We start from the raw sequence: 18801 nt of genomic DNA, 5'->3' as shown, positions 1-18801 counted from the left end.
CCTTCATGCTTTCCGTTGCCACCTGGAATATCAATTCGGCCCGCTTGCGCCTGCCGATCATCGAAAAATACCTTAAGGCCGAAGCGCCTGACGTTCTTTGCCTGCAAGAGATAAAGTGCGAGAGCCACCTGTTTCCCGCGCAAGCGCTCGCCGACATGGGGTACGAGCATCAAGCGATCAGCGGGCAGAAGGGGTATCACGGGGTCGCCACCGTCAGCCGCGTGCCCATCCGCGAAGTTTCGCGCCATGACTGGCAGGATAACGGCGAAGCGCGCCATGTCGGTATCGAGGTCGTGGGCAAGGATATGGTAATCGAGAATGTATACGTCCCCGCAGGAGGCGACATTCCTGACCGCGAATTGAATGTGAAATTCGGTCAGAAGCTCGATTTTCTTGGCCGCATGACGACGTGGGCTGACAAGGTCGAAAAGCCAACCCTGATCGTTGGCGACTTCAATATTGCGCCGCTCGAATGTGATGTGTGGAGCCACAAGCAGCTCCTTAAGGTCGTCAGCCACACCCCGGTCGAAGTCGATACGCTCCAGAAATTCAAGGATGCGCATGGCTGGGTCGATATCGGACGCGAACATATTCGCGATCCTGAACGCTATTACAGCTGGTGGTCCTATCGTTCGCCAGACTGGCGCAAGAACGATCGCGGACGCCGGCTCGACCACATGTGGGCGTCGCCCGGGCTCGCGGCTCAGGTGAAAGCACACCGCTTGCTGGAAGAAGCGCGCAGCTGGGAAAAGCCCTCTGACCATATCCCGCTCATCACCGAGTTCGATATTTGAGCGACGGCGCGATCCTACCCATCGCTTCGGCGGAGCGCCGCGCAGCGCAGGCGGTGGACGCGTTGCGCCATGGCTGGCCGCTTGGTTTCGAGGGTGGACCGGTCCTGCTTCCAATTGAGACGGCAATTGCCAGTTCGGCCAAGGCGGGTCATCTGCTGATCTCGACCGCCAGGGCAGCGACCCTCAAGCTCACCAATCAGCTTGAGGCGGCGCGCAGCGACGTGCCCCATACGCCGATCCTGATACGCGGCGGCGAGGCGATGACGCTGGACGTTGCGCGGCCCATTGCCGATCCTTCGCTTGATCTTGCCAATCCTTTGAAAGGGCCGTTTCAAGCGCAGCCGATCGAATGGGCCGACGAAGCGGTCGCGGCGATGGAGTATGCGCGCATTGCAGGGATCTTGCCGGCTTTCATGGTCGATCCTGTCGAAGGCGGCGAACCGCACGGCCTCCTCGCCTGCGATCTGGCTGCCTACACGAATATCGGGCGGCTCGATATTGTGACCCGCGCACGCCTGCCTGTGAGCGCTTGTGACACGGCCGAGATCGTGGCTTTTCGCTCCACCGCAGACACGCGCGAACATGCAGCGCTCATCATCGGGCAGCAATCGGGCGACCGCGAGCCGCTTGTGAGACTGCACTCGGAGTGTCTGACCGGCGATGTGCTCGGCAGTCTCAAATGCGATTGCGGACCGCAGCTTGATGCGGGACTTGCGGCGATGGCGCGCCACTCGCGCGAGGATGGAGGCTGGGGCGTGCTCCTTTACATGCGGCAGGAGGGGCGCGGGATCGGGCTCGTCAACAAGCTGCGCGCATACCGCCTGCAGGATCAAGGCTTCGACACGGTCGATGCGAACCAGCGGCTCGGCCTGCCCGACGAAGCGCGCGATTTTCCGGTGGCGGCGCGGATGCTGCACCTGCTTGGCGCGCGCAAGATTCGCCTTATGACCAACAACCCAAAGAAGGTCGAAGCGCTAAGCCAGGCCGGAATCGAGGTGAGCGAGCGTGTTCAGCACCAGCTTCCCGACAATCCGCATAATGCGCGCTATCTTGCGACCAAGCGCGACCGTTCGGGACATTTGCTCACATGATTGGACCAGATATTCCCATAACGATCAGGCCGGAAGCGCCTGGTGACGAAGAGATAATCTTCGCGATTACCGAAGCCGCATTTGCGGACATGAAAGATTCTGACGGCGACGAGCAGCATCTCGTAGGGCGCCTGCGCGAGGCGGGCGATTTGACACTTTCGCTGGTGGCGGAGGATGGCACGCGCATCGTCGGCCATATCGCTATCTCGCCAGTGACGATCAGCGATGGCTCAAAAGGCTGGTTCGGTCTTGGTCCGGTATCGGTCTGGCCCGGCGTGCAGCGTGCTGGAATTGGCGGGGCGCTGGTCAAGCGGGCCATTGCCGACATGCGAGCAGCGGGAGCCAAAGGGATAGTGCTGTTGGGGAGCCCGAAATACTATTCGCGCTTCGGGTTCAAGCACGTGTCGCAGATCACCTTCTCAGGCTCGTCAGCTGAGTACTTTCAGGCGCTACTGCTGGATGGAGACATGCCGAGCGGCACCGTCACTTATGCGCCGGGGTTCTACCCGTAGGTCGCTAGGTGCCCGGTTGCCCGACATAGATTACGCCGCCGCGCTCTTCCATCACCCGCTCGGCCGCGTATTGTGCGTCGCCCCATTCCTTGGCGGGAGGAGGCACAACTGAGCCATCCTTGAGATCAATGCCGAAACGCACTGTCTCGGCAGCTTGGATCGGACGTTCGCCATTGGGCACAAGCACATCCAGCTCGATCCGGTTCTCACCGCTCGCCATCGAGTAATTGTCCAGCCAACCGGTTGAACTCACCGAATGCGAGAGCGCTGCAATGTATTCGTCGGGCAGGATTTCATTGAGCCTCAGCGACCTCACAGTTTCGCCTCTCGCACCGTAGATGACGACAACGTGGTCCCCGCGCCCGACACCTCCCCAATTGTCGAAAGTGACGACATAGCGGCCATCATCGGAGATGGCGGCAGTGACGGGGGCGATTGGGTTGACGAGCGCGGCGGTCCAGACTTCTTCCCATCCACCGTCTGCCAGCTTGCGCTCCAGCAGGCCGGTGGGCGAAAGCTTCTTCGCCAGCTCATTTTCGACCGAGTTCTGAAACCTGTTGTCTGGCGGCGCGGGCTCGACCGTGAGGCGATATTGCCCGTTTGGTGATAGGATCACTCGGGTTTCGGGCGGTATCCAGGTGTCCGCGCAGGCACTCTCAGGCGCGAGCGCCACGAACGCTCCGCCGCCGAATGCCGCAAAGGCCAAGAAAGCGATCCAAAGAGATTTCATTTGCCGGCGCTCTGCACGCCTTGTGCTGTCAAGCAGCTGAACGCCTCAACGCCGCTCGTAGCCAGTGAGGCCGCGCGCCAGATTGTTGCCCGACATCGCAACGCGCGCACCCATCCAGTCGGCCAGAAAGACGCTCGACCGGGTAAGGCCCGGCACAAAGCGCGCCTCGTTCCCCTTGATCACCAGCCCATCGGCGGAATGCATGACCGTCTCCGCGCCAAGAGCGATGAAGGCGGAGTAATTCTCCTTGTCGCGGCCTTGCACAAACCAGTTACCGGTAATCGCGCCCTGACTGCCCGCGGGAAGGTCAATCATGTAGTTCGTTCCGCGCCCTGCGCTGTCGTCGAAGGAGTTGTTCTCGATGATGACCTTCGCGCTGCGCGACTTGACGTAATGCCCGCCCGTTCCGCGCTCAAAGCGACTGTCGCGCACGGTGAGCTCGCCGTAATTCCCGACATAGATCGAATGAGCGCAACCGCCCGAATTCTCGCAGGTTCCAAGCCCGCTGAAGGTTGATCGCATGATGTAAATGCGGCTCGCGGTGTCGTTGTTTGCAAGGATGCCCTGCTGGCTGTCCTCGAACCGCGAATAGGCAATGTTGAGCGCGCCTTTTTCGAGCCGGATGCCAGCGCCATTTCCATCGGCCACGGCCATCCCTGTAAAGGTAATCCCTCGGATCTCAGCACCCAAGCCGCGCAGAACAAGGGCCGCTTTGCCTTGGCAGGTCTTCCTTGCGAAGGTGACTGTGCCGTATTCGCTCGCGGTGTAAATGATGACGCCTTCGTCCTGCACCGCGCATTGCTCGTAAATGCCAGGCGCGATCTCGATCGTTCCGCGCTGGGCGCCGATCGCGTCGACCGCTGCCTGCAAGGTGGCATAGCCCCGGCCCGTCTCGGCGATGGTAAAGGGACGACTGCTTGATTGAGCGGAAGCCGATGCGGTGAAGACGACGCCAGTTGCAAGCAAGACCAGCGCGAAGGCAAAGCCTGTGTCGAGCCAGCCAGCCAGCCTTGCAAAGAGCGACTCGCGGCGACGGCGATCGAGGGATTGTGCGTGTGCCATGGGCCAGAGACATACCGCAGATCAGGCGGCGGTGCGCGCCCTCGTCTGAGCGTTGTACCGTTTCGGCGCAGCAAAAGGCGCTTGGCTTAACCCGGCTTACATCGCTACACCCCTCGCCGAAGATATTTTGGGATCAATTGAGGAGGCTTCCCATGAAAAAATTCATCCAGTTGGCAGGCGCGGGCGCGCTTGGTCTTGCTCTTGCGGCGTGCGGCGGCACGGACGATGCATCGACCGAAGCTGAGCCGGACACTGTCGAAATGCCAGCCGATGAAGCGCTGGAACCGGTCACGGAAGAACCCGTGGAAGACCCCGAAATGCTCGCGCCCGCCGACCCGGCCGACACTGCACCGGACCTCCAGACGACCGAAGAAGCGGCCGATGCGGCGGCTGATGTCGCTGCCGAGGCCGCTGCTGCCGCCGCAGCTGCGGAAGCTGCTGCCGACATTCCGCCAGAAGAGTAACGCTGCATGATCACGGGTCGATTGCCTCTATTGGCGGGAACGGTCGCCATCCTGCTTCCGCTTGCCGCCTGCGATAGCTCGGGCACCGGAGGCAGCGGCCCGGGAGGGATCAGCGAGGGCGAGGCACGCGCGCTCGACGACGCGGCCTCGATGCTCGAGGAACGCGAATTGCCCGATGGTGTCCTTCCTCCGACAGGCGCGGACATGTTGCCGCCAGCCGAAGCACCTGAGGCACCCGTGCAAGAGGAAAGCGCCGAATGAATAGCGAGCTCAAGCACCCCCTGGGGGCAAATCCGGGCATGGACGAGGATGTTCTCGAACAGTTTGCGGAACAGCTCACCCGCTATGTCAGGGAGCGCCTGATCCCCGCAGAGGCCGAGGTCATTGAGAATGACCGCATCCCCGACGAGATCGTCGATGAAATGCGCGAGATGGGCCTTTTCGGGCTTTCTGTCCCTGAAGAATATGGCGGCGCAGGCCTGAATATGACGCAATATGCGCGCATCGTGAACATCATGGCCTATGCCGCGCCAGCCTATCGCTCGATATTCTCGATCAACGTGGGAATGTTCGCGAGCGCGCTGAAAAACGGTGCCACCGAAGCGCAACGCGCCGAATGGTATCCCAAGCTGGTCGCCGGCAAAATCGCATGTTTCGGTCTTACCGAGCCGGGCTCGGGAAGCGACTCAGCGGCGATGGCTACCACCGCAACGCCGGACCCTGATGGCAATGGCTGGGTGCTCAACGGGACCAAGCGCTACATCACCAACGCTCCGCATGCCGACGTTGCGCTGATTATGGCCCGGACCGAGAAGGATGCCCTTCCCAAGAATGCGCATGTCAGCGCGTTCCTTGTGCCAATGGACACTCCGGGTATCTCCACCGGCTCTCCCGACAAAAAGATGGGTCAATCGGCGAGCCACATCTCGGACATCATGCTCGACGATGTGAAGGTGCCGGGCGATGCGTTGCTTGGGGGAGAAACCGGCAAGGGTTTTCGCTTTGCGATGCAGAGCCTCGACAATGGGCGGATCTCGGTGGGCGCAGCGGCGACCGGCTACGCGCGCCGTGCGCTCGATTCCGCCATCCGCTATGCCAATGAGCGCAAGGCGTTCGGCGAACCGATTGCACGCTTCCAGTTGATCCAGGCGATGCTCGCCGACAGCGAGATCGAAATCTATGCTGCGGAAAGCATGATGGCGGACGTCACGGCGCGCGCCGACCGGGGCGAGAACATCCTTATCAAGGCCGCCGCCTTCAAGGTGTTCGCCAGTGAAATGTGCGGGCGCGTAGTCGACCGGGTGGTGCAAATCTATGGCGGCGCGGGCTATCTCGCCGAATACGATGCCGAGCGCTTCTATCGCGATGCCCGCATCTACCGCATTTACGAAGGAACGACGCAGATCCTTCAGCTCCAGATCGCCAAGCACATGCTGCGCGAATGGGAAGCGGCCAACGGCTAGCCGCTTCGCTCTCCAACAGGGGAACACATGTACAACCTTCTCAGCGACCTCTCGATCATCGAGGTCTCCAGTTTCGTCGCCTCGCCCACGGCTGGTCTCTATTGCGCGCAGATGGGCGCGGAGGTGATCCGCGTCGATCACAAGGCGGGCGGGCTCGATTACGACCGCTACATGCTGACGAAGGAGGGGCGTTCACTCAGCTGGGAAAACCTCAACCGCGCAAAAAAGTCGGTCGCGCTCGATCTGCGCAGCGGCGAGGGACGAGAACTGTGCGTGGAGCTGGCAGCGCGCACGGGCAACTGCATAACAAACCTGCCTGAGAAGAGTTTTCTCAGCCACGCCGCGATGAAGGCTGCGCAGCCTGAGGGCGCGCCCGACATGACATCGGTGCGCATTATGGGCTGGCATGACGGCAGGCAGGCGATGGACTTCACGGTCAATGCCGCCGCCGGATACCCGCTGATGACAGGGCCCGAAGAATGGGAGATGGAAACCGCGCCGCCGATCAATCAGGTCATGCCGGCATGGGATTTCATCACCGGGGCCTATTGCGCATTCGCCATGCTTGCCGCCTTGCGACATCGCGATGCCACAGGCGAGGGGAGCGAAGTGCGCGTGCCGCTGGGCAATGTTGCCATCGGCACGCTCGCCAATTCGGGCACGATGGCAGAGATGCTGCTGCGCGGCGGCGACCGCGAACGGCTCGGCAATGCGATCTGGGGCGCGTTCGGACGAGACTTTCGCAGCAAGGATGGCGTCCGGTTCATGGTTGCAGCGCTCACGCCCAAGCAGTGGGACGGCCTTGTCGAGGCGTTCGGTCTCGCGGTTCCGATTGGCCAGCTGGAAGCCGAGATCGGCGTCAATTTCGCGGATGGTGACCGCCCGCGTTTCGAGCACCGCCACCGCCTGTTCGACCTGTTTCAGGGTGTGGCGGGGAGTCACGAATACGCTTCACTCGAAGCGCGCATGGCCGCGCAGGGCTGCACTTTCGAGCGGTATCGGACAGCGCACGAAGCGGCGAATGATCCGGTGCTTGTCGCAGACAATCCGCTGTTCGGGCCATCGCCCGCAAACCCGTCGGGCCTCGAATATCCCGCGACCCGCAGCTTTGCGAACCTCCCTCAGAAAGACGCAGGAGACCCGGCTCCAGCGCCCTATCTCGGCCAGCATTCCGAAGAGGTGCTGGCAGAACGGCTTGGTCTCTCATCCGGCGCAATCGGCAAGCTCGTCGATGCGGGCACGGTCGCGTTGAGCGACGAGGGCAAGACATACAATCGCTAAGGACCAAGGCATGACCAGAAGAACCGCCATCGTATCCCCGCTGCGCACACCCGTGGGCAAATTCCTCGGCGGGCTGTCGAGCCTGAACGCGGGCGAGCTAGGTGCGGTCATCCTGAAAGCGCTGATCGAGCGATCAGGGATCGACCCGGAACGTGTTGACGATGTCGTCTTCTCGCAAGGCTACGGAAACGCGGAGGCCCCTGCCATCGGGCACTGGTCGTGGCTTGCAGCCGGACTGCCGGTCGAAGTCCCCGGCTACCAGCTCGACCGGCGCTGTGGATCAGGGCTTCAGGCTGTCGCGAATGCTGCGATGATGGTCGAGACCGGCATGGCGGACGTCGTTGTTGCAGGCGGATGCGAGAGCATGTCCAATGTCGAGCATTACACGCTCCAGGGACGCGGCGGCGCACGGATGGGCGACATCACCCTGCATGACCGGCTTTCTCGCGGGCGTTTGATGAGCCAGCCGATCGAGCGCTTCGGCATCATCACAGGCATGATCGAGACGGCGGAAAACCTCGCCAAGGATTACGAGATTACTCGCGAGGAAGCCGACGCCTACGCGGTGCGTTCGCACAGACAAGCGGCCGCCGCATGGGATGAAGGCAAGTTTGACGGTCACCTCGTGCCGGTCGAAGTGCCACAGCGCCGCGGTGACCCGATCACCTTTGCGCGGGATGAAGGTTATCGCGCCGATGCTTCGATGGAATCGCTTGGCGAACTCCGCGCCATCGATATCAAGCGCGACCCCGACGCAATCGTCACCGCCGGGAATGCAAGCCAGCAGAACGATGCGGCAGCGGCTTGCCTTGTGGTTGCCGAGGACAAACTCGAGGAGCTGGGACTCACGCCGTCGCTCTGGTTTGGCGGATGGGCGGCAGCGGGCTGCGATCCCTCGCGCATGGGCATCGGCCCGGTTCCGGCAGTGGAGCGCCTGTTCGAACGGCGAGGATACAATTGGGACGACATCGACCTCGTCGAACTGAACGAGGCTTTCGCTCCTCAGGTTCTGGCGGTGCTCAAAGGCTGGGGCTGGAGCGGTGATGACAGCCGGCGCGACATCCTCAACGTGAATGGCTCAGGCATTTCGCTGGGCCACCCCATTGGTGCTACGGGCGGCCGCATTCTCGCGGACATGGCTGCCGAAATGCAGCGGCGCGATGCGCGCTATGGTCTTGAAACCATGTGCATTGGGGGCGGACAAGGCATTGCCGCAGTGTTCGAGCGAGCCACATGACCTACGGCAAGTGGGTCGGCAGAGAGATCCGCGCGGCGGACAGGCTGGACGAAGCGCTGGCTGCGCGGTGGCTTGCCACGTTCGATCTGCCCACGCCTCGCCCCGCGATCATGCCGCAAGGAGTTCACTTCGTCCTTTGCACACCCGACGCGCCGACCTCGGCGCTTGGCACGGACGGGCACCCGGCGCGCGATGAGAGCGAGGACAGCTTTCTTCCCCCCTTTCCCATGCCGCGCCGCATGTGGGCATCGAGCGCGATCGAGTTCATCGCGCCCATCGCAATCGGAGCGGTGATTGAACGCACGAGCCGCGTAGCCTCCATCAAAGAAAAGACGGGCGGATCAGGCAAACTCGCCTTTGTCGATGTGGAGCACGAGACCCATGCCAACGGTACGCTCTCGGTGCGCGAGACCCAAACGCTGGTCTATCGCGATGCAGCAGAGCCCGACGCCGCCCTGACGCCGCCGGAACCGAAGGAAGGCACTTTTGATAAGTCAGCCTGGCACACCGTTCGGGCGCTCACCCCGGACCCGCGGCTGCTGTTCCGCTATTCGGCGCTTACCTTCAACACCCACCGCATCCATTACGATGCACCCTATGCGCGCGGGGTCGAGCGTTATCGCGGACTGGTCGTGCATGGACCGCTCACCGCAAGCCTGCTCCTCCAACTGGCAGCGGGCAAGCTTAGCGAGAACAGGCTGCGCGAATTCACCTTCCGCGGGGTCTCGCCGGCAATTGCGGGCGACCTGCTGTTCCTCGCCATGCGGGACAGTGACGACGGCTTCGAACTTGGCGCATTCGCAGCTGACGGGCGCCAGGTGATGAAAGCGCAAGCGTCGCTCTAGCTCTTCGAATCCTCAAGGAAACTTGCAATCGCATCGACCAGTTCGGGATGAACCGGAAGCGATGCGTCGGAATATGTCGCGATATTGGCAAGGCGGCTATCGCCTTCGACCGGCTTGAGCACGTGGTTCATGTCGTCAATGACAATGAGCTTGGCTGCCGGTTGTCCTTCTGCCAGCGCCTCAGCGTCGGTGACGGGCGTCTGGATATCCTTTCCACCTGCGACAATGAGCATGGGCACCTCCACACCTGCTGCCAGCTCTGCCGGGATGCGCGCAAACATGTCGATCAGGAAGCCTTGAACCGCCGGATTGAAAAGCGGCATCAGGCCGCGATGCATGTCTTGCGTGTCGACCCCTTCGCCAGCTTCCAGCTTCGCAATCGCGGCAAAGGCTTCGTCCAGCACGACCGCGTTGGCCGGATTGGATTGAAGCTGTTCGCGCAAGGTGTCGCCAAGCGGCCTTCCTACCGATGCCACAAGCAGTATGCCGCACAGATCGTCGGACTTCTGCCCCGCCTCAAGCGCAACAAGACCGCCTTCGCTGTGCCCTAGCACGAAGACACAATCCACTTCGGTTCTCGCTCTCACGACACTGATCCACGCGGATACGTCTTCGGCATACGCGCTGATCGTCACGTCGTTTGGGTCTGGGATTGCAGCGCGGCTTTCGAACATGCCTCGCTTGTCGATCCGCAAGGAGCCAATGCCGCGCTGTGAGAGGGCTTCAGCAAGAAGACGGTAACTCGACGCATTCACGCCCATCGGATTGTTTCCGTCGCGGTCTGTGGGCCCTGACCCGGGGACGATCAGAACGACCGGTTTGCCCTCAGCAGGTTCGATCAGCGTGCCTGCAAGGTCTCCTTGGGGACCGGGCGCAGTGACGGCGATCGGTTCGGAGGCCGCAGCGCCTGTTGCAAGGGTGGCGGCTGCCAGCGCGCAGATCGTCTTGTTCATCTCATTCCTCCTTGGGCGGTCGCCCCCGCCGTGGCTGTTCGGACTGTCGCACATCGATTCCACGCGCCTCAAGCGCCTCGCGCAGCAGCATCTCGATCTGCGCGTTTGCAGAGCGCAGTTCAGCTCCGGCCAGGCGCTCGATCGCAGCGTGGACCTCTGGATCGAGCCGCAGGGCAAAGGCTTTCTTCTTGGGCGCAGCCATGGCTGCCTCCTCGCGTGTTGCCGCGTTACTGGTAGAGCGTCCCGGTGTTGACCACCGGATGCGCCTCGCGGTCGCCGCACAGCACGACCATCAGGTTGGAAACCATCGCCGCCTTGCGCTCTTCATTAAGCTCGACCACTCCGTCTTTCGACAGCTTTTCGAGCGCGTCCTCGACCATCGAGACGGCTCCGATCACGACCTTCTGACGGGCAGCGATCACCGCGTCGGCCTGCTGGCGGCGCAGCATCGCCCCGGCGATTTCGGAGGCATAGGCGAGGTGGGTGAGTCCGGCCTCGTCGACTTCGATGCCTGCCACCATGAGGCGCTCGTTAAGTTCGGTGCGCAGCTCGGAGTTCACGACATCCGCGCTTCCCCGCAGCGTCGTTTCATCCTCGTCGGACATGTCATCATAGGGGTGACGCGCGCCCACGGTACGGAGCCCTGCTTCGATCTGGATGTTCACGAACTGCTTGTAATCATCGACGTCGAATACGGCCTGCGCGGTGTCCTTGACGCGCCACACGACGTTGCAGGCAATCTCGATCGGGTTGCCGCGAAGGTCGTTGATCTTGACCTTGTCGGAATGGATGTTGATGGCACGGACGCTGACTTTCTTGCGCATCATCCATGGCCAGACCCAATGCAGGCCTTCCTTGCGCACCGTGCCCCGATACTCGCCGAACATCGTGATGACGGCTGATTGGTTGGGCTGGATCATGAAAAAGCCGAGCGCCACAAAGCCCAGGGCAATCCCGCCGATGACCAGGCTGGTTACGACCATGTCGGCCACCGGCATTGCGGCGATAAGCAGCGCCGGAACAAGAAGCGTCGCGAAAAGCACGATCAGCATCATGTAGCCGTTAAAGCTGCTCGCTTTGCTTTCGACACTGGGAACGCGAGGCGAAGGGGCCGGAACCGAGTTCGGGGATGGTGTGTTCGACATGCAAGAGCCTCCTGTAGTTGGCGATATAATTATGATATCATCATTATATCGCAGGAGGCATTCTGTCAATCCTCCGGAAAGTCCTCAATCGGCTCCAGCACCGCATAGGTCTCTTGCGCCGGCTCTCGGCCAAGCTCGGGAAAATCAATCGGGGGCGGCTCGCAATAGGTGTCAGGCAAGCGGTCCAGCAAATCACGAATGAGCGTCAGCCGCCCGCGCTTCTGATCGTTGAAATCCACCAGTTTCCAAGGTGCGTTTTCGGTGTGCGTTGCGCGCAGCATTTCCTCGCGAGCCATCGTGTAGGCATCGTACTTCCCGCGCGCAGCAAGGTCGACAGGGGAGAGTTTCCAGCGTTTCAGCGGGTCTTCCAGCCGTTCTCGAAGCCGCTCTTCCTGCTTGTCCTGATCTGTCGTGAGCCAGTACTTGAAGAGCAGGATACCATCATCGGTGAGCATCTTTTCGAATGTGGGCGCGGCCTTCAGAAACGTCTCCGCTTCCTCTTCTGTGCAATATCCCATGACGCGCTCAACCCCAGCGCGATTGTACCAGGAGCGGTCGAACAGCACGATTTCGCCTGTCGTCGGCAAGTGATCGACATAACGCTGAAAATACCACTGGCCGCGTTCATCGTCGGTGGGCTTGCCAAGAGCGACGATGCGACACTGGCGCGGGTTGAGCTTATCGCGAACCGCCCTGATCGCGCCGCCTTTTCCGGCCGTATCGCGCCCCTCGAAGATCACCACGATGCGCTTTCCGGTCATCCTTGCCCAGCGCGCCATCGCGACCAGTTCTTCGGTCATGGGCTCCAACAGCTTGCGATATTCCTTGCTCTTCAGGCCCATTCGCACTTCCTTCGGTTGTTGAACGTGCGCGATGCTAGTATCATTTGATACATCATGGCTACTCTCGCAAAAGATGACACCGACTTTACCCGGCTGCCAGAGCTGGCGGACGAGGTTTTCACCGCACCGCTGCGCCGCCCCGCTCACCTAGGCGAAGATTGGCTGGAGCCTGAGCAGGCCCACTATTCAAGCGACGATCACGCGATCTGGGATGAATTGTTTGCGCGCCAGATGGAAGTCCTGCCCGGCCGAGCGGCAAGCGTGTTCATGGCAGGTCTCGACAAGCTCGACCTCGCGCGGGGCGGGATTCCGGAATTCGGCCAATTGTCACAGGAACTGGGCAAGCTGTCCGGCTGGAGCGTCGTCCCCGTTCCGATGCTGATCCCCGATCACGTCTTCTTCTGGCACCTTGCCAACCGCCGGTTCCCCGCAGGCAATTTCATCCGCACGCGAGAGACGTTCGATTACATTCAGGAACCCGACGTCTTCCATGACGTGTTTGGCCACGTCCCGATGCTCACCGATCCGGTCTACGCTGACTACATGCAGGAATATGGCCGCGCCGGATGGAAGGCGATGCGCTACAACCGGCTGAAGGCGCTGGGCGCGCTCTACTGGTACACGGTCGAATTTGGCCTGATCGAGGAAGATGACGGCATCAAGGCTTACGGCGCAGGCATCCTGTCGGGGCCAAGCGAAGCGAGGTTTGCTGTCGAGGCGGAAAGCCCCAACCGGATCATGCTCAACGTCGATCGGGTCATGCGCACCGATTACGTCATCAGCGATTTGCAGCCGACCTACTTCGTCATCGAAAGCTTCGAGGATCTCTACCGACAGACGGTCGAGCGCGATTTCGACCGGCTTTATCGCAGCCTCGCGCCCAACTTCACCTATGCGAACTCGGCGATTATCGACGTCGACAATGTGGTGAAGCGCGGGACACAGGAATACTGGCTGCGCGGTGGCAGGGGTTCAGGCGCAAAACCGGTTTAAACCTCGGCGTTTCGCCTCTGGTAAAGGTGATATCCGCCCAGGGCTGCTGCGCTGGCGATGATCGCAGCGCCTGCCCCGATCCAGCCGAGGCTGCCCAGAAAGGTGCCGCTGTTCGCAAGCAAACCTGCGACCAGGCTCACCACCAGACCGATGCCGATCTGCCGCAGGATTGCACCTCTTTCCTCCGTGCGCGCTATGATGGACGCGAACCAACCGGCCAGAGTGCCGATGATGAACAAAAGTAAGAGCGCCATGGCGTCGAGAACCTCCGGCTAGAAGAAGTACAGCAGCGCGCAGCCCATCGCCACCCGGTAGAGCACGAAAACCAGCATCGATGCGCGCTTCAGAAAGTTCATCAGGAACGCCATCGTCAGGAAGGCCGAGATAAAGGTCAGCACGCCAGCGATGAGGGCATCGAGCGCCAGTTCGGTCCCCGCCTCAAAAATCTCGGGCACGATCAGCACACCCGCCCCCGCGACTGCCGGGATCGAGAGAAGGAACGAAAAACGCGCCGCTTCCACCCGCTTGAAGCCGAGGAACCGCGCCGCTGTCATCGTGACCCCGGATCGAGAAGTCCCCGGAATGATCGCCAGCGCCTGCGCAATGCCGACGATCAAGCCATCGCGCCAGGTCATGTCCTCGAAGACCTTGACCTCTTTGCCGAGCCAGTCGGCAAGACCCAGAAGCACTCCGTAGAAGATCAGGTTGAAGGCGATGAGGTCGGTGAAGCGGATCGAGCTCATCAGGTCGTCGTCGACAAGCTCGATCCCGAACATCGAGGTCGCAAAGTTGTTGAACAGGCCAAGCTTGATCGAAAGGCCGAATGCCACCGCCGGAATTGTGCCAAGCACGATCCACCACAAAAGGCGCTTTTCCGCAGGCGCTTCAGGCCGGTCTGCGCCAATTCCTATGGTCGCAAAGCCGCCGCGGGCAAGGACGACCACGTCCTTGAAGAAGTAGACCATGATCGCGAGCAATGAGCCGACATGCACCGCGACATCGATCAGCGGACCCTGATCGGAAAAGTCGGTGAGATAGGGGATCAGGATCAGGTGACCCGACGATGAAATCGGCAGGAACTCGGTGATCCCCTGAACGACCGCGATGATGAGAAGCTGCAAAAACGTCATGACCCGCACTCCATGAATGAAGCGCGGGCCATGTCAATTTGCGAAAGGGCTGTTCGCCCAGTTTTACCAGATCTTCACGCGCTTTTCGGGCGGCAGGTAAAGCTCGTCGTCTTCGGTGACGCCGAACGCCTCGTACCACGCATCGGTGTGACGCACCGCATTGTTGAGGCGGAATTCTCCCGGCGGGTGGTTCGCGGTCATGACGCGATTGCGCAGGCTCTCCTCGCGCTCCATCCCGCGCCAGATCTGCGCGTAACCAAGGAAGAAACGCTGGTCGCCGGTCAGGCCGTCGATCACCGGAGCTTCTTCACCGTTAAGGCTCATCTTGTAGGCGCGGTAGGCCATCTGCAGGCCGACCACGTCGCCAAGCGTTTCACCCATCGACTGCCCTGCGCGCAGGCACTCAGGACCGTTGGAGCCCTCTACCGGGCAGTAGGCTTCGATGAATTCACCCATCGCGCGAGTGAACTTGACGAAGCCTTCGCGGTCTTCGTCCTGCCACCAGTTGCGCAATGTGCCGCTCGCATCGAATTGCGAGCCCTGGTCGTCATAGCCATGGCCGATTTCGTGACCGATCACAGCGCCGATGCCGCCATAATTCACCGCAGGGTCTGCCTCGGCATTGAAGAAGGGCGGCTGCAGGATCGCAGCAGGGAAGACGATGCGATTGGTCAGCGGCGAATAATATGCATTCACCGTTTGCGGCGTCATGCCCCATTCGGTCGGATCGACTTCTGTACCCAGGCGCGAGCGCGAGTCTTCGTCGTTCCACTTGGCGGTCGCCATGCGGTTTGCAAGCGGATCGTCGGCGACGATGGTGAGGCCGTCATAGGTCTCGAACTCGTCGGGGTAGCCGATCATCGGAACGAAGCCGTTGAGCTTCTCACGTGCCTGCTCGATGGTTGCAGCGGTCATCCACTCATTCTCGTCGAGCGCTGCGTTCATCGCCTTGCCGAGATTGGCGACAAGCTCGTCCATCCGGGCCTTGCTGGTCTCAGGGAAGTGCTTCTCAACGTAAAGAGCGCCAAGCTGTTCGCCGAGCGAGCTTTCGACCACCGAAATCGCGCGCTTCCAGCGTTCCTGCTGCTCTTCCTGGCCGTTGATGGTGCGTCCGTAAAAGTCGAACACCGCCTCATCCAGCTCGCTCGACAGGACTGCCGCGTTGCTGCCGAGGAACTGCGCGGTCATGAAAGCCTTGAGCGTTGCGAGCGGCGTTTCTGTCAGAAGCTTCATCATCGCCGGCAAGCCGCCACCGATCAGGGCGCGCTGCTCTTCGGTCAGCTCCGCTTCCGCAAGCTCTTCCTCGGTCGGAGGGATCTGCGCCGCAAGAAAGCGCGGCTGGCCTTCGAGCTGTGCGGATGCAAGCAAGGTGTCGATTGGGAAATCGCCTGCGTAACCGGCGAGGTCTTCGGGAGAGAGCTCGTTATAAGTCAGCGTCGGCTTGCGGAAGATCTGACGCGCCCACTCGATCTCGGCCACTTTCGCTTCAAAGGCGTAAACCGCCTCGGCAGCAGCGACCGGATCGGCATAGCCAGCCTGACCAAGCACCGTCGCCAGCAGGGCCTTGTACTTCTCGCGAATTTCGAGGTTGCTCTCGCTGTCGACGAGATAATAGTCGCGGTCGGGAAGGCCCATGCCGTCAAAGCCGATGCCGACGACATATTGCGTGGGATTGCGCGCATCGATGGTCACCCCCGCGCTTACCAGTGAAGGATAGCCGGGTTTGCCAAACAGCACGGTAAGCGCCTCGAGATCTTCAGCGCCAAAGATTTCCTGAAGGTATGGTTGAGCAGGAGCCAGGCCGCTCGCATCGATGGCTTCGACATCCATGAACGCCTTGTAAGCATCAACGATCCGGCGCGCCTGCGTGCCCTCTTCAGGGCTCGAGGCGACAAGCGTGTTCACCAACTCGCGAACGTCGTTGATCGAGCCTTCGCGCAGCATGTCAAACGCGCCATAACGCTGGCGGTCGGCGGGAATCTCGTTGGCCGCGATCCATTTGCCGTTGACGTATGCGTTGAAGTCGTCACCCGGATCGACATTCTGATCGATGGTCTGGAGGCCCACGCCCCAGCTTCCGAAATCCATGGTCGGAGCGCTGCTCTCGCTGGCGGAGGCGTCTTCATGCGCCTCGATCAGGACGTGATCGGTGTGGCCCTCATCATGTGCGAGCGCCGCGCTCGAAAGCGCGAATGTGGCGGTGGATGCAAGCAAGAGCTTGGCTGTGCGGATCATAGCGGTCCCCGTTGGTCAAAAATGTTCAGTTGTTCCCCGGATGCTCGTCTAGCGCATCGCGCAGGCCAAGGTTGCCGCTTGTCGCCGCAAGGCCGCGCTTTGTCGAAAGTTTAGCGCTACGCAGCTTCGGCTGCGAACTGGAGCGAGGCGAGGCGTGCATAAAGCCCGCCCGCCGCCGTCAGCTCCGAATGCGTGCCCTGTTCTGCGATCTCGCCATTGTCGAGAACGATGATGCGATCCGCCGCACGCACGGTGGCCAGGCGGTGAGCGATAACCAGTGTGGTCCGATCTTTCATCAGCCCGTCGAGCGCCTGCTGCACCAGCTGCTCACTCTCGGCATCCAGTGCACTGGTCGCCTCGTCCAGCAACAGGATCGGTGCATCGCGCAAGAGCGCACGGGCAATCGCGACACGCTGCCGCTGACCGCCGGAAAGTTGCGTACCGCCTTCGCCCAGATAGGTGTCCAGCCCATCGGGAAGCGCCTTGAGAAATTCATGCGCGTTTGCCGCGCGCGCAGCTTCCCAGATTTCCTCTTCGCTCGCATCCCATCGGCCATAGCGAAGGTTGTCGCGCGCATCGGCGCTGAAGAGCACACCGTCCTGTGGGACGAAGGCGATGCGATCGCGGATTTCGGCAGGGTCCGCTTTTGTGAGCGGCACGCCGTCGAGACGTATTGTGCCCACTTGCGGATCGTAAAATCGCTCAACCAGCTGAAACAGGGTCGACTTTCCCGCGCCCGAAGGCCCCACGATGGCGACGGTTTCGCCCGGTTCGATTTCCAGGCTGAAATTCTTGAGCGCAGGGGTTTCGGGCCGTGCCGGGTAGCGAAATGTCACATTGCGGAACGAGAGCGATCCTCGCGCGGGCACTGGCAATTTTTCAGGCCGCGCGGGCGCTGCGATAGCAGGTCTGGCTTCGAGCAATTCGGCAAGCCGGCTCGCTGCGCCTGCCCCTCGAAGCAGATCGCCGTACACTTCGGTCAAGGAACCGAACGCACCCGCGACCAGCCCGCCCGTCAGCACGAAAGCGGCAATCGTGCCGCCACTGATTGCGCCCTCCGAAACGGCGAGCGCGCCGCGCCACATGACGAGCGTGATGCCGCCAAAGATCAACAGGATCACAATCGAAGTCATGCCCGCACGAAGGGCGATGCGCTTTCTCGCGGTGTCGAAAGTCCGCTCGACCACGCCGCCGAAGCGGTCGCCTTCGCGCTGCTCCTGCCCGAAGCTCTGCACGACCTTCATGGCGGAGAGCACTTCGGTGACATAGGCGCCAACATCGGCAACACGGTCCTGGCTCGACCGCGAAACGCTGCGGATCTTGCGCCCGAAGAAAACAATCGGCGCGATCACGAGCGGAATGCCGATCAGCAAACCCAGCGTCAGCGTCGGCGCGAGATAGAGCAGGAGGGCGATCCCCCCGATCCCCGTCAGCGTGTTGCGCAGAGCCACCGAGACAGTCGTGCCAACCACCGTTTCGATGATTGCGGTGTCCGACGTCATTCGGCTCGAGATTTCCTTTGGGCTGTTCTCTTCGTAGAATCCGGGCGACATCCTGAGGAGGTTCTGTTGAACTTTCAGGCGGATGTCGGCGACAACCCGTTCCCCGATCCAGCTCACGAAATAGAACCGCGCCGCCGTACCGATGCCAAGGATAAGCACGATCATCAGCAAATACTGAAAGGCGTGCGCGATCTCTTCAGGACCTGCCGTGCCGCCAAAGGCATCGTCGATGATGACCTTGAACCGCCAGGGAATAGCGAGCGTCGCAAGCGCCGTGACAGTCAAGGCCGCCAGCGCATAGCCGATCTGGGCGGGATATTTGCCTGCCTCACGGTAAACCATGCGCAATGGTGCGAGCGAACGCGACTTCTTCGTCGCGGGCGCGTTTTCGACGTCGTCTGAGACGTCATCGGTCGAGATTTCGGATGCTTCCCCGCTCATAGCTGGCCCCATCTAGCCACCCATGCGCCAAATTTCACGTGCAAAAAGCACACGGCAATGAGCCAGTGAGTATATCTCAGG

20 protein-coding genes are annotated in these 18801 nt (G+C 61.4%); 10 read left to right on the top strand and 10 right to left on the bottom strand.

All coding sequences use genetic code 11. The annotated features are described in order from the left end of the window. Positions 1-5 precede the first annotated feature (5 nt). Genes CD351_RS03135 through CD351_RS03125 form a run of 3 tightly spaced genes read left to right on the top strand, consistent with a single transcriptional unit; the run spans position 6 to position 2397 of the window. Complete coding sequence (locus CD351_RS03135) at positions 6-794, top strand: exodeoxyribonuclease III (protein WP_111991273.1); 789 nt, start codon at positions 6-8, stop codon at positions 792-794. Further along, on the top strand, positions 791-1885 hold the full coding sequence (gene ribA, locus CD351_RS03130) for a GTP cyclohydrolase II (RefSeq protein ID WP_111991272.1): 1095 nt from the start codon (positions 791-793) through the stop codon (positions 1883-1885). Before CD351_RS03135 ends, ribA begins: the two co-directional genes overlap by 4 nt. Beyond that, complete coding sequence (locus CD351_RS03125; RefSeq protein WP_111991271.1) at positions 1882-2397, top strand: GNAT family N-acetyltransferase; 516 nt, start codon at positions 1882-1884, stop codon at positions 2395-2397. The genes ribA and CD351_RS03125 overlap by 4 nt, the downstream gene beginning before the upstream one ends. A gap of 4 nt (positions 2398-2401) precedes the next feature. Here the strand turns inward: CD351_RS03125 and CD351_RS03120 are convergent, their stop codons facing one another. Both CD351_RS03120 and CD351_RS03115 read right to left on the bottom strand, forming a co-directional pair. Next, a complete protein-coding gene (locus tag CD351_RS03120; RefSeq protein WP_111991270.1) occupies positions 2402-3127 on the bottom strand; it encodes a hypothetical protein in 726 nt (241 codons plus the stop codon). A 45-nt stretch (positions 3128-3172) separates the two neighbouring features. Further along, a complete protein-coding gene (locus CD351_RS03115; RefSeq protein ID WP_111991269.1) occupies positions 3173-4189 on the bottom strand; it encodes a right-handed parallel beta-helix repeat-containing protein in 1017 nt (338 codons plus the stop codon). Between the two features lie 152 nt (positions 4190-4341). Here CD351_RS03115 and CD351_RS03110 point away from each other — a divergent pair, with 152 nt between their 5' ends. The 6 genes from CD351_RS03110 to CD351_RS03085 are packed head-to-tail and all read left to right on the top strand — an operon-like array spanning position 4342 to position 9479. Further along, positions 4342-4653 (top strand): hypothetical protein, encoded by a 312-nt coding sequence (locus CD351_RS03110; RefSeq protein WP_111991268.1) that lies wholly within the window; start codon positions 4342-4344, stop codon positions 4651-4653. A gap of 6 nt (positions 4654-4659) precedes the next feature. Then, on the top strand, positions 4660-4914 hold the full coding sequence (locus CD351_RS03105) for a hypothetical protein (protein ID WP_111991267.1): 255 nt from the start codon (positions 4660-4662) through the stop codon (positions 4912-4914). Further along, a complete protein-coding gene (locus CD351_RS03100; protein WP_111991266.1) occupies positions 4911-6116 on the top strand; it encodes an acyl-CoA dehydrogenase family protein in 1206 nt (401 codons plus the stop codon). The genes CD351_RS03105 and CD351_RS03100 overlap by 4 nt, the downstream gene beginning before the upstream one ends. A 27-nt stretch (positions 6117-6143) precedes the next feature. Then, positions 6144-7397: a CoA transferase gene (locus CD351_RS03095; protein ID WP_111991265.1), complete on the top strand. Its 1254-nt coding sequence runs from the start codon at positions 6144-6146 to the stop codon at positions 7395-7397. A 10-nt stretch (positions 7398-7407) separates the two neighbouring features. Further along, positions 7408-8634, top strand: a complete 1227-nt coding sequence (locus tag CD351_RS03090) for an acetyl-CoA C-acetyltransferase (protein ID WP_111991264.1) — start codon at positions 7408-7410, stop codon at positions 8632-8634. Beyond that, positions 8631-9479, top strand: a complete 849-nt coding sequence (locus CD351_RS03085) for a MaoC family dehydratase N-terminal domain-containing protein (RefSeq protein WP_111991263.1) — start codon at positions 8631-8633, stop codon at positions 9477-9479. The genes CD351_RS03090 and CD351_RS03085 overlap by 4 nt, the downstream gene beginning before the upstream one ends. On the opposite strand, the gene CD351_RS03080 is transcribed toward CD351_RS03085, so the two are convergent. The 4 genes from CD351_RS03080 to ppk2 all read right to left on the bottom strand — a co-directional run bounded on the left by CD351_RS03080 (position 9476) and on the right by ppk2 (position 12419). After that, entirely contained in the window at positions 9476-10432 is a 957-nt protein-coding gene (locus tag CD351_RS03080) for an alpha/beta hydrolase (RefSeq protein WP_111991262.1), read from the bottom strand. The two genes, CD351_RS03085 and CD351_RS03080, sit on opposite strands and share 4 nt — an antisense overlap. Position 10433: 1 nt before the next feature. After that, complete coding sequence (locus tag CD351_RS03075; protein ID WP_111991261.1) at positions 10434-10634, bottom strand: toxin-antitoxin system HicB family antitoxin; 201 nt, start codon at positions 10632-10634, stop codon at positions 10434-10436. 25 nt (positions 10635-10659) lie between these two features. After that, on the bottom strand, positions 10660-11577 hold the full coding sequence (locus CD351_RS03070) for an SPFH domain-containing protein (RefSeq protein WP_111991260.1): 918 nt from the start codon (positions 11575-11577) through the stop codon (positions 10660-10662). Between the two features lie 65 nt (positions 11578-11642). Continuing rightward, the gene (gene ppk2, locus CD351_RS03065; RefSeq protein WP_111991259.1) at positions 11643-12419 is read right to left on the bottom strand and encodes a polyphosphate kinase 2; all 777 of its coding nucleotides are present in this window, start codon (positions 12417-12419) and stop codon (positions 11643-11645) included. 54 nt (positions 12420-12473) lie between these two features. Between ppk2 and phhA the strand changes: the two genes are divergently transcribed. Then, on the top strand, positions 12474-13412 hold the full coding sequence (phhA, locus tag CD351_RS03060) for a phenylalanine 4-monooxygenase (RefSeq protein ID WP_111991258.1): 939 nt from the start codon (positions 12474-12476) through the stop codon (positions 13410-13412). Here phhA and CD351_RS03055 read toward each other — a convergent pair. From CD351_RS03055 to CD351_RS03040, 4 genes are all read right to left on the bottom strand, one after another. Further along, positions 13409-13666 carry a hypothetical protein gene (locus tag CD351_RS03055; RefSeq protein WP_111991257.1) on the bottom strand — a complete coding sequence of 86 codons (258 nt, stop codon included), beginning with the start codon at positions 13664-13666 and terminating at the stop codon, positions 13409-13411. The two genes, phhA and CD351_RS03055, sit on opposite strands and share 4 nt — an antisense overlap. An 18-nt stretch (positions 13667-13684) precedes the next feature. Next, the gene (locus tag CD351_RS03050; protein ID WP_111991256.1) at positions 13685-14542 is read right to left on the bottom strand and encodes an undecaprenyl-diphosphate phosphatase; all 858 of its coding nucleotides are present in this window, start codon (positions 14540-14542) and stop codon (positions 13685-13687) included. A 63-nt stretch (positions 14543-14605) separates the two neighbouring features. After that, the gene (locus tag CD351_RS03045; protein WP_111991255.1) at positions 14606-16777 is read right to left on the bottom strand and encodes a M13 family metallopeptidase; all 2172 of its coding nucleotides are present in this window, start codon (positions 16775-16777) and stop codon (positions 14606-14608) included. 116 nt (positions 16778-16893) lie between these two features. Next, positions 16894-18720: an ABC transporter transmembrane domain-containing protein gene (locus CD351_RS03040; RefSeq protein ID WP_111991254.1), complete on the bottom strand. Its 1827-nt coding sequence runs from the start codon at positions 18718-18720 to the stop codon at positions 16894-16896. Positions 18721-18801: the final 81 nt, after the last annotated feature.

Origin of the sequence: Erythrobacter sp. KY5, from assembly GCF_003264115.1 — a bacterium.
Classification (GTDB): Bacteria; Pseudomonadota; Alphaproteobacteria; order Sphingomonadales; family Sphingomonadaceae; genus Erythrobacter.
This window is presented reverse-complemented; position numbering and strand designations above follow the sequence as displayed.

Bases quoted from the DNA above. Each gene is read 5' to 3' on its own strand.
- CD351_RS03110 (WP_111991268.1), top strand. From the start codon at position 4,342: ATGAAAAAATTCATCCAGTTGGCAGGCGCGGGCGCGCTTGGTCTTGCT.
- CD351_RS03070 (WP_111991260.1), bottom strand. From the start codon at position 11,577: ATGTCGAACACACCATCCCCGAACTCGGTTCCGGCCCCTTCGCCTCGC.
- CD351_RS03075 (WP_111991261.1), bottom strand. From the start codon at position 10,634: ATGGCTGCGCCCAAGAAGAAAGCCTTTGCCCTGCGGCTCGATCCAGAG.
- CD351_RS03095 (WP_111991265.1), top strand. From the start codon at position 6,144: ATGTACAACCTTCTCAGCGACCTCTCGATCATCGAGGTCTCCAGTTTC.
- CD351_RS03045 (WP_111991255.1), bottom strand. From the start codon at position 16,777: ATGATCCGCACAGCCAAGCTCTTGCTTGCATCCACCGCCACATTCGCG.
- CD351_RS03050 (WP_111991256.1), bottom strand. From the start codon at position 14,542: ATGACGTTTTTGCAGCTTCTCATCATCGCGGTCGTTCAGGGGATCACC.
- phhA (WP_111991258.1), top strand. From the start codon at position 12,474: ATGGCTACTCTCGCAAAAGATGACACCGACTTTACCCGGCTGCCAGAG.
- CD351_RS03135 (WP_111991273.1), top strand. From the start codon at position 6: ATGCTTTCCGTTGCCACCTGGAATATCAATTCGGCCCGCTTGCGCCTG.
- CD351_RS03090 (WP_111991264.1), top strand. From the start codon at position 7,408: ATGACCAGAAGAACCGCCATCGTATCCCCGCTGCGCACACCCGTGGGC.
- CD351_RS03040 (WP_111991254.1), bottom strand. From the start codon at position 18,720: ATGAGCGGGGAAGCATCCGAAATCTCGACCGATGACGTCTCAGACGAC.
- CD351_RS03120 (WP_111991270.1), bottom strand. From the start codon at position 3,127: ATGAAATCTCTTTGGATCGCTTTCTTGGCCTTTGCGGCATTCGGCGGC.
- CD351_RS03055 (WP_111991257.1), bottom strand. From the start codon at position 13,666: ATGGCGCTCTTACTTTTGTTCATCATCGGCACTCTGGCCGGTTGGTTC.
- ppk2 (WP_111991259.1), bottom strand. From the start codon at position 12,419: ATGGGCCTGAAGAGCAAGGAATATCGCAAGCTGTTGGAGCCCATGACC.
- CD351_RS03115 (WP_111991269.1), bottom strand. From the start codon at position 4,189: ATGGCACACGCACAATCCCTCGATCGCCGTCGCCGCGAGTCGCTCTTT.
- CD351_RS03125 (WP_111991271.1), top strand. From the start codon at position 1,882: ATGATTGGACCAGATATTCCCATAACGATCAGGCCGGAAGCGCCTGGT.
- CD351_RS03085 (WP_111991263.1), top strand. From the start codon at position 8,631: ATGACCTACGGCAAGTGGGTCGGCAGAGAGATCCGCGCGGCGGACAGG.
- CD351_RS03080 (WP_111991262.1), bottom strand. From the start codon at position 10,432: ATGAACAAGACGATCTGCGCGCTGGCAGCCGCCACCCTTGCAACAGGC.
- CD351_RS03100 (WP_111991266.1), top strand. From the start codon at position 4,911: ATGAATAGCGAGCTCAAGCACCCCCTGGGGGCAAATCCGGGCATGGAC.
- CD351_RS03105 (WP_111991267.1), top strand. From the start codon at position 4,660: ATGATCACGGGTCGATTGCCTCTATTGGCGGGAACGGTCGCCATCCTG.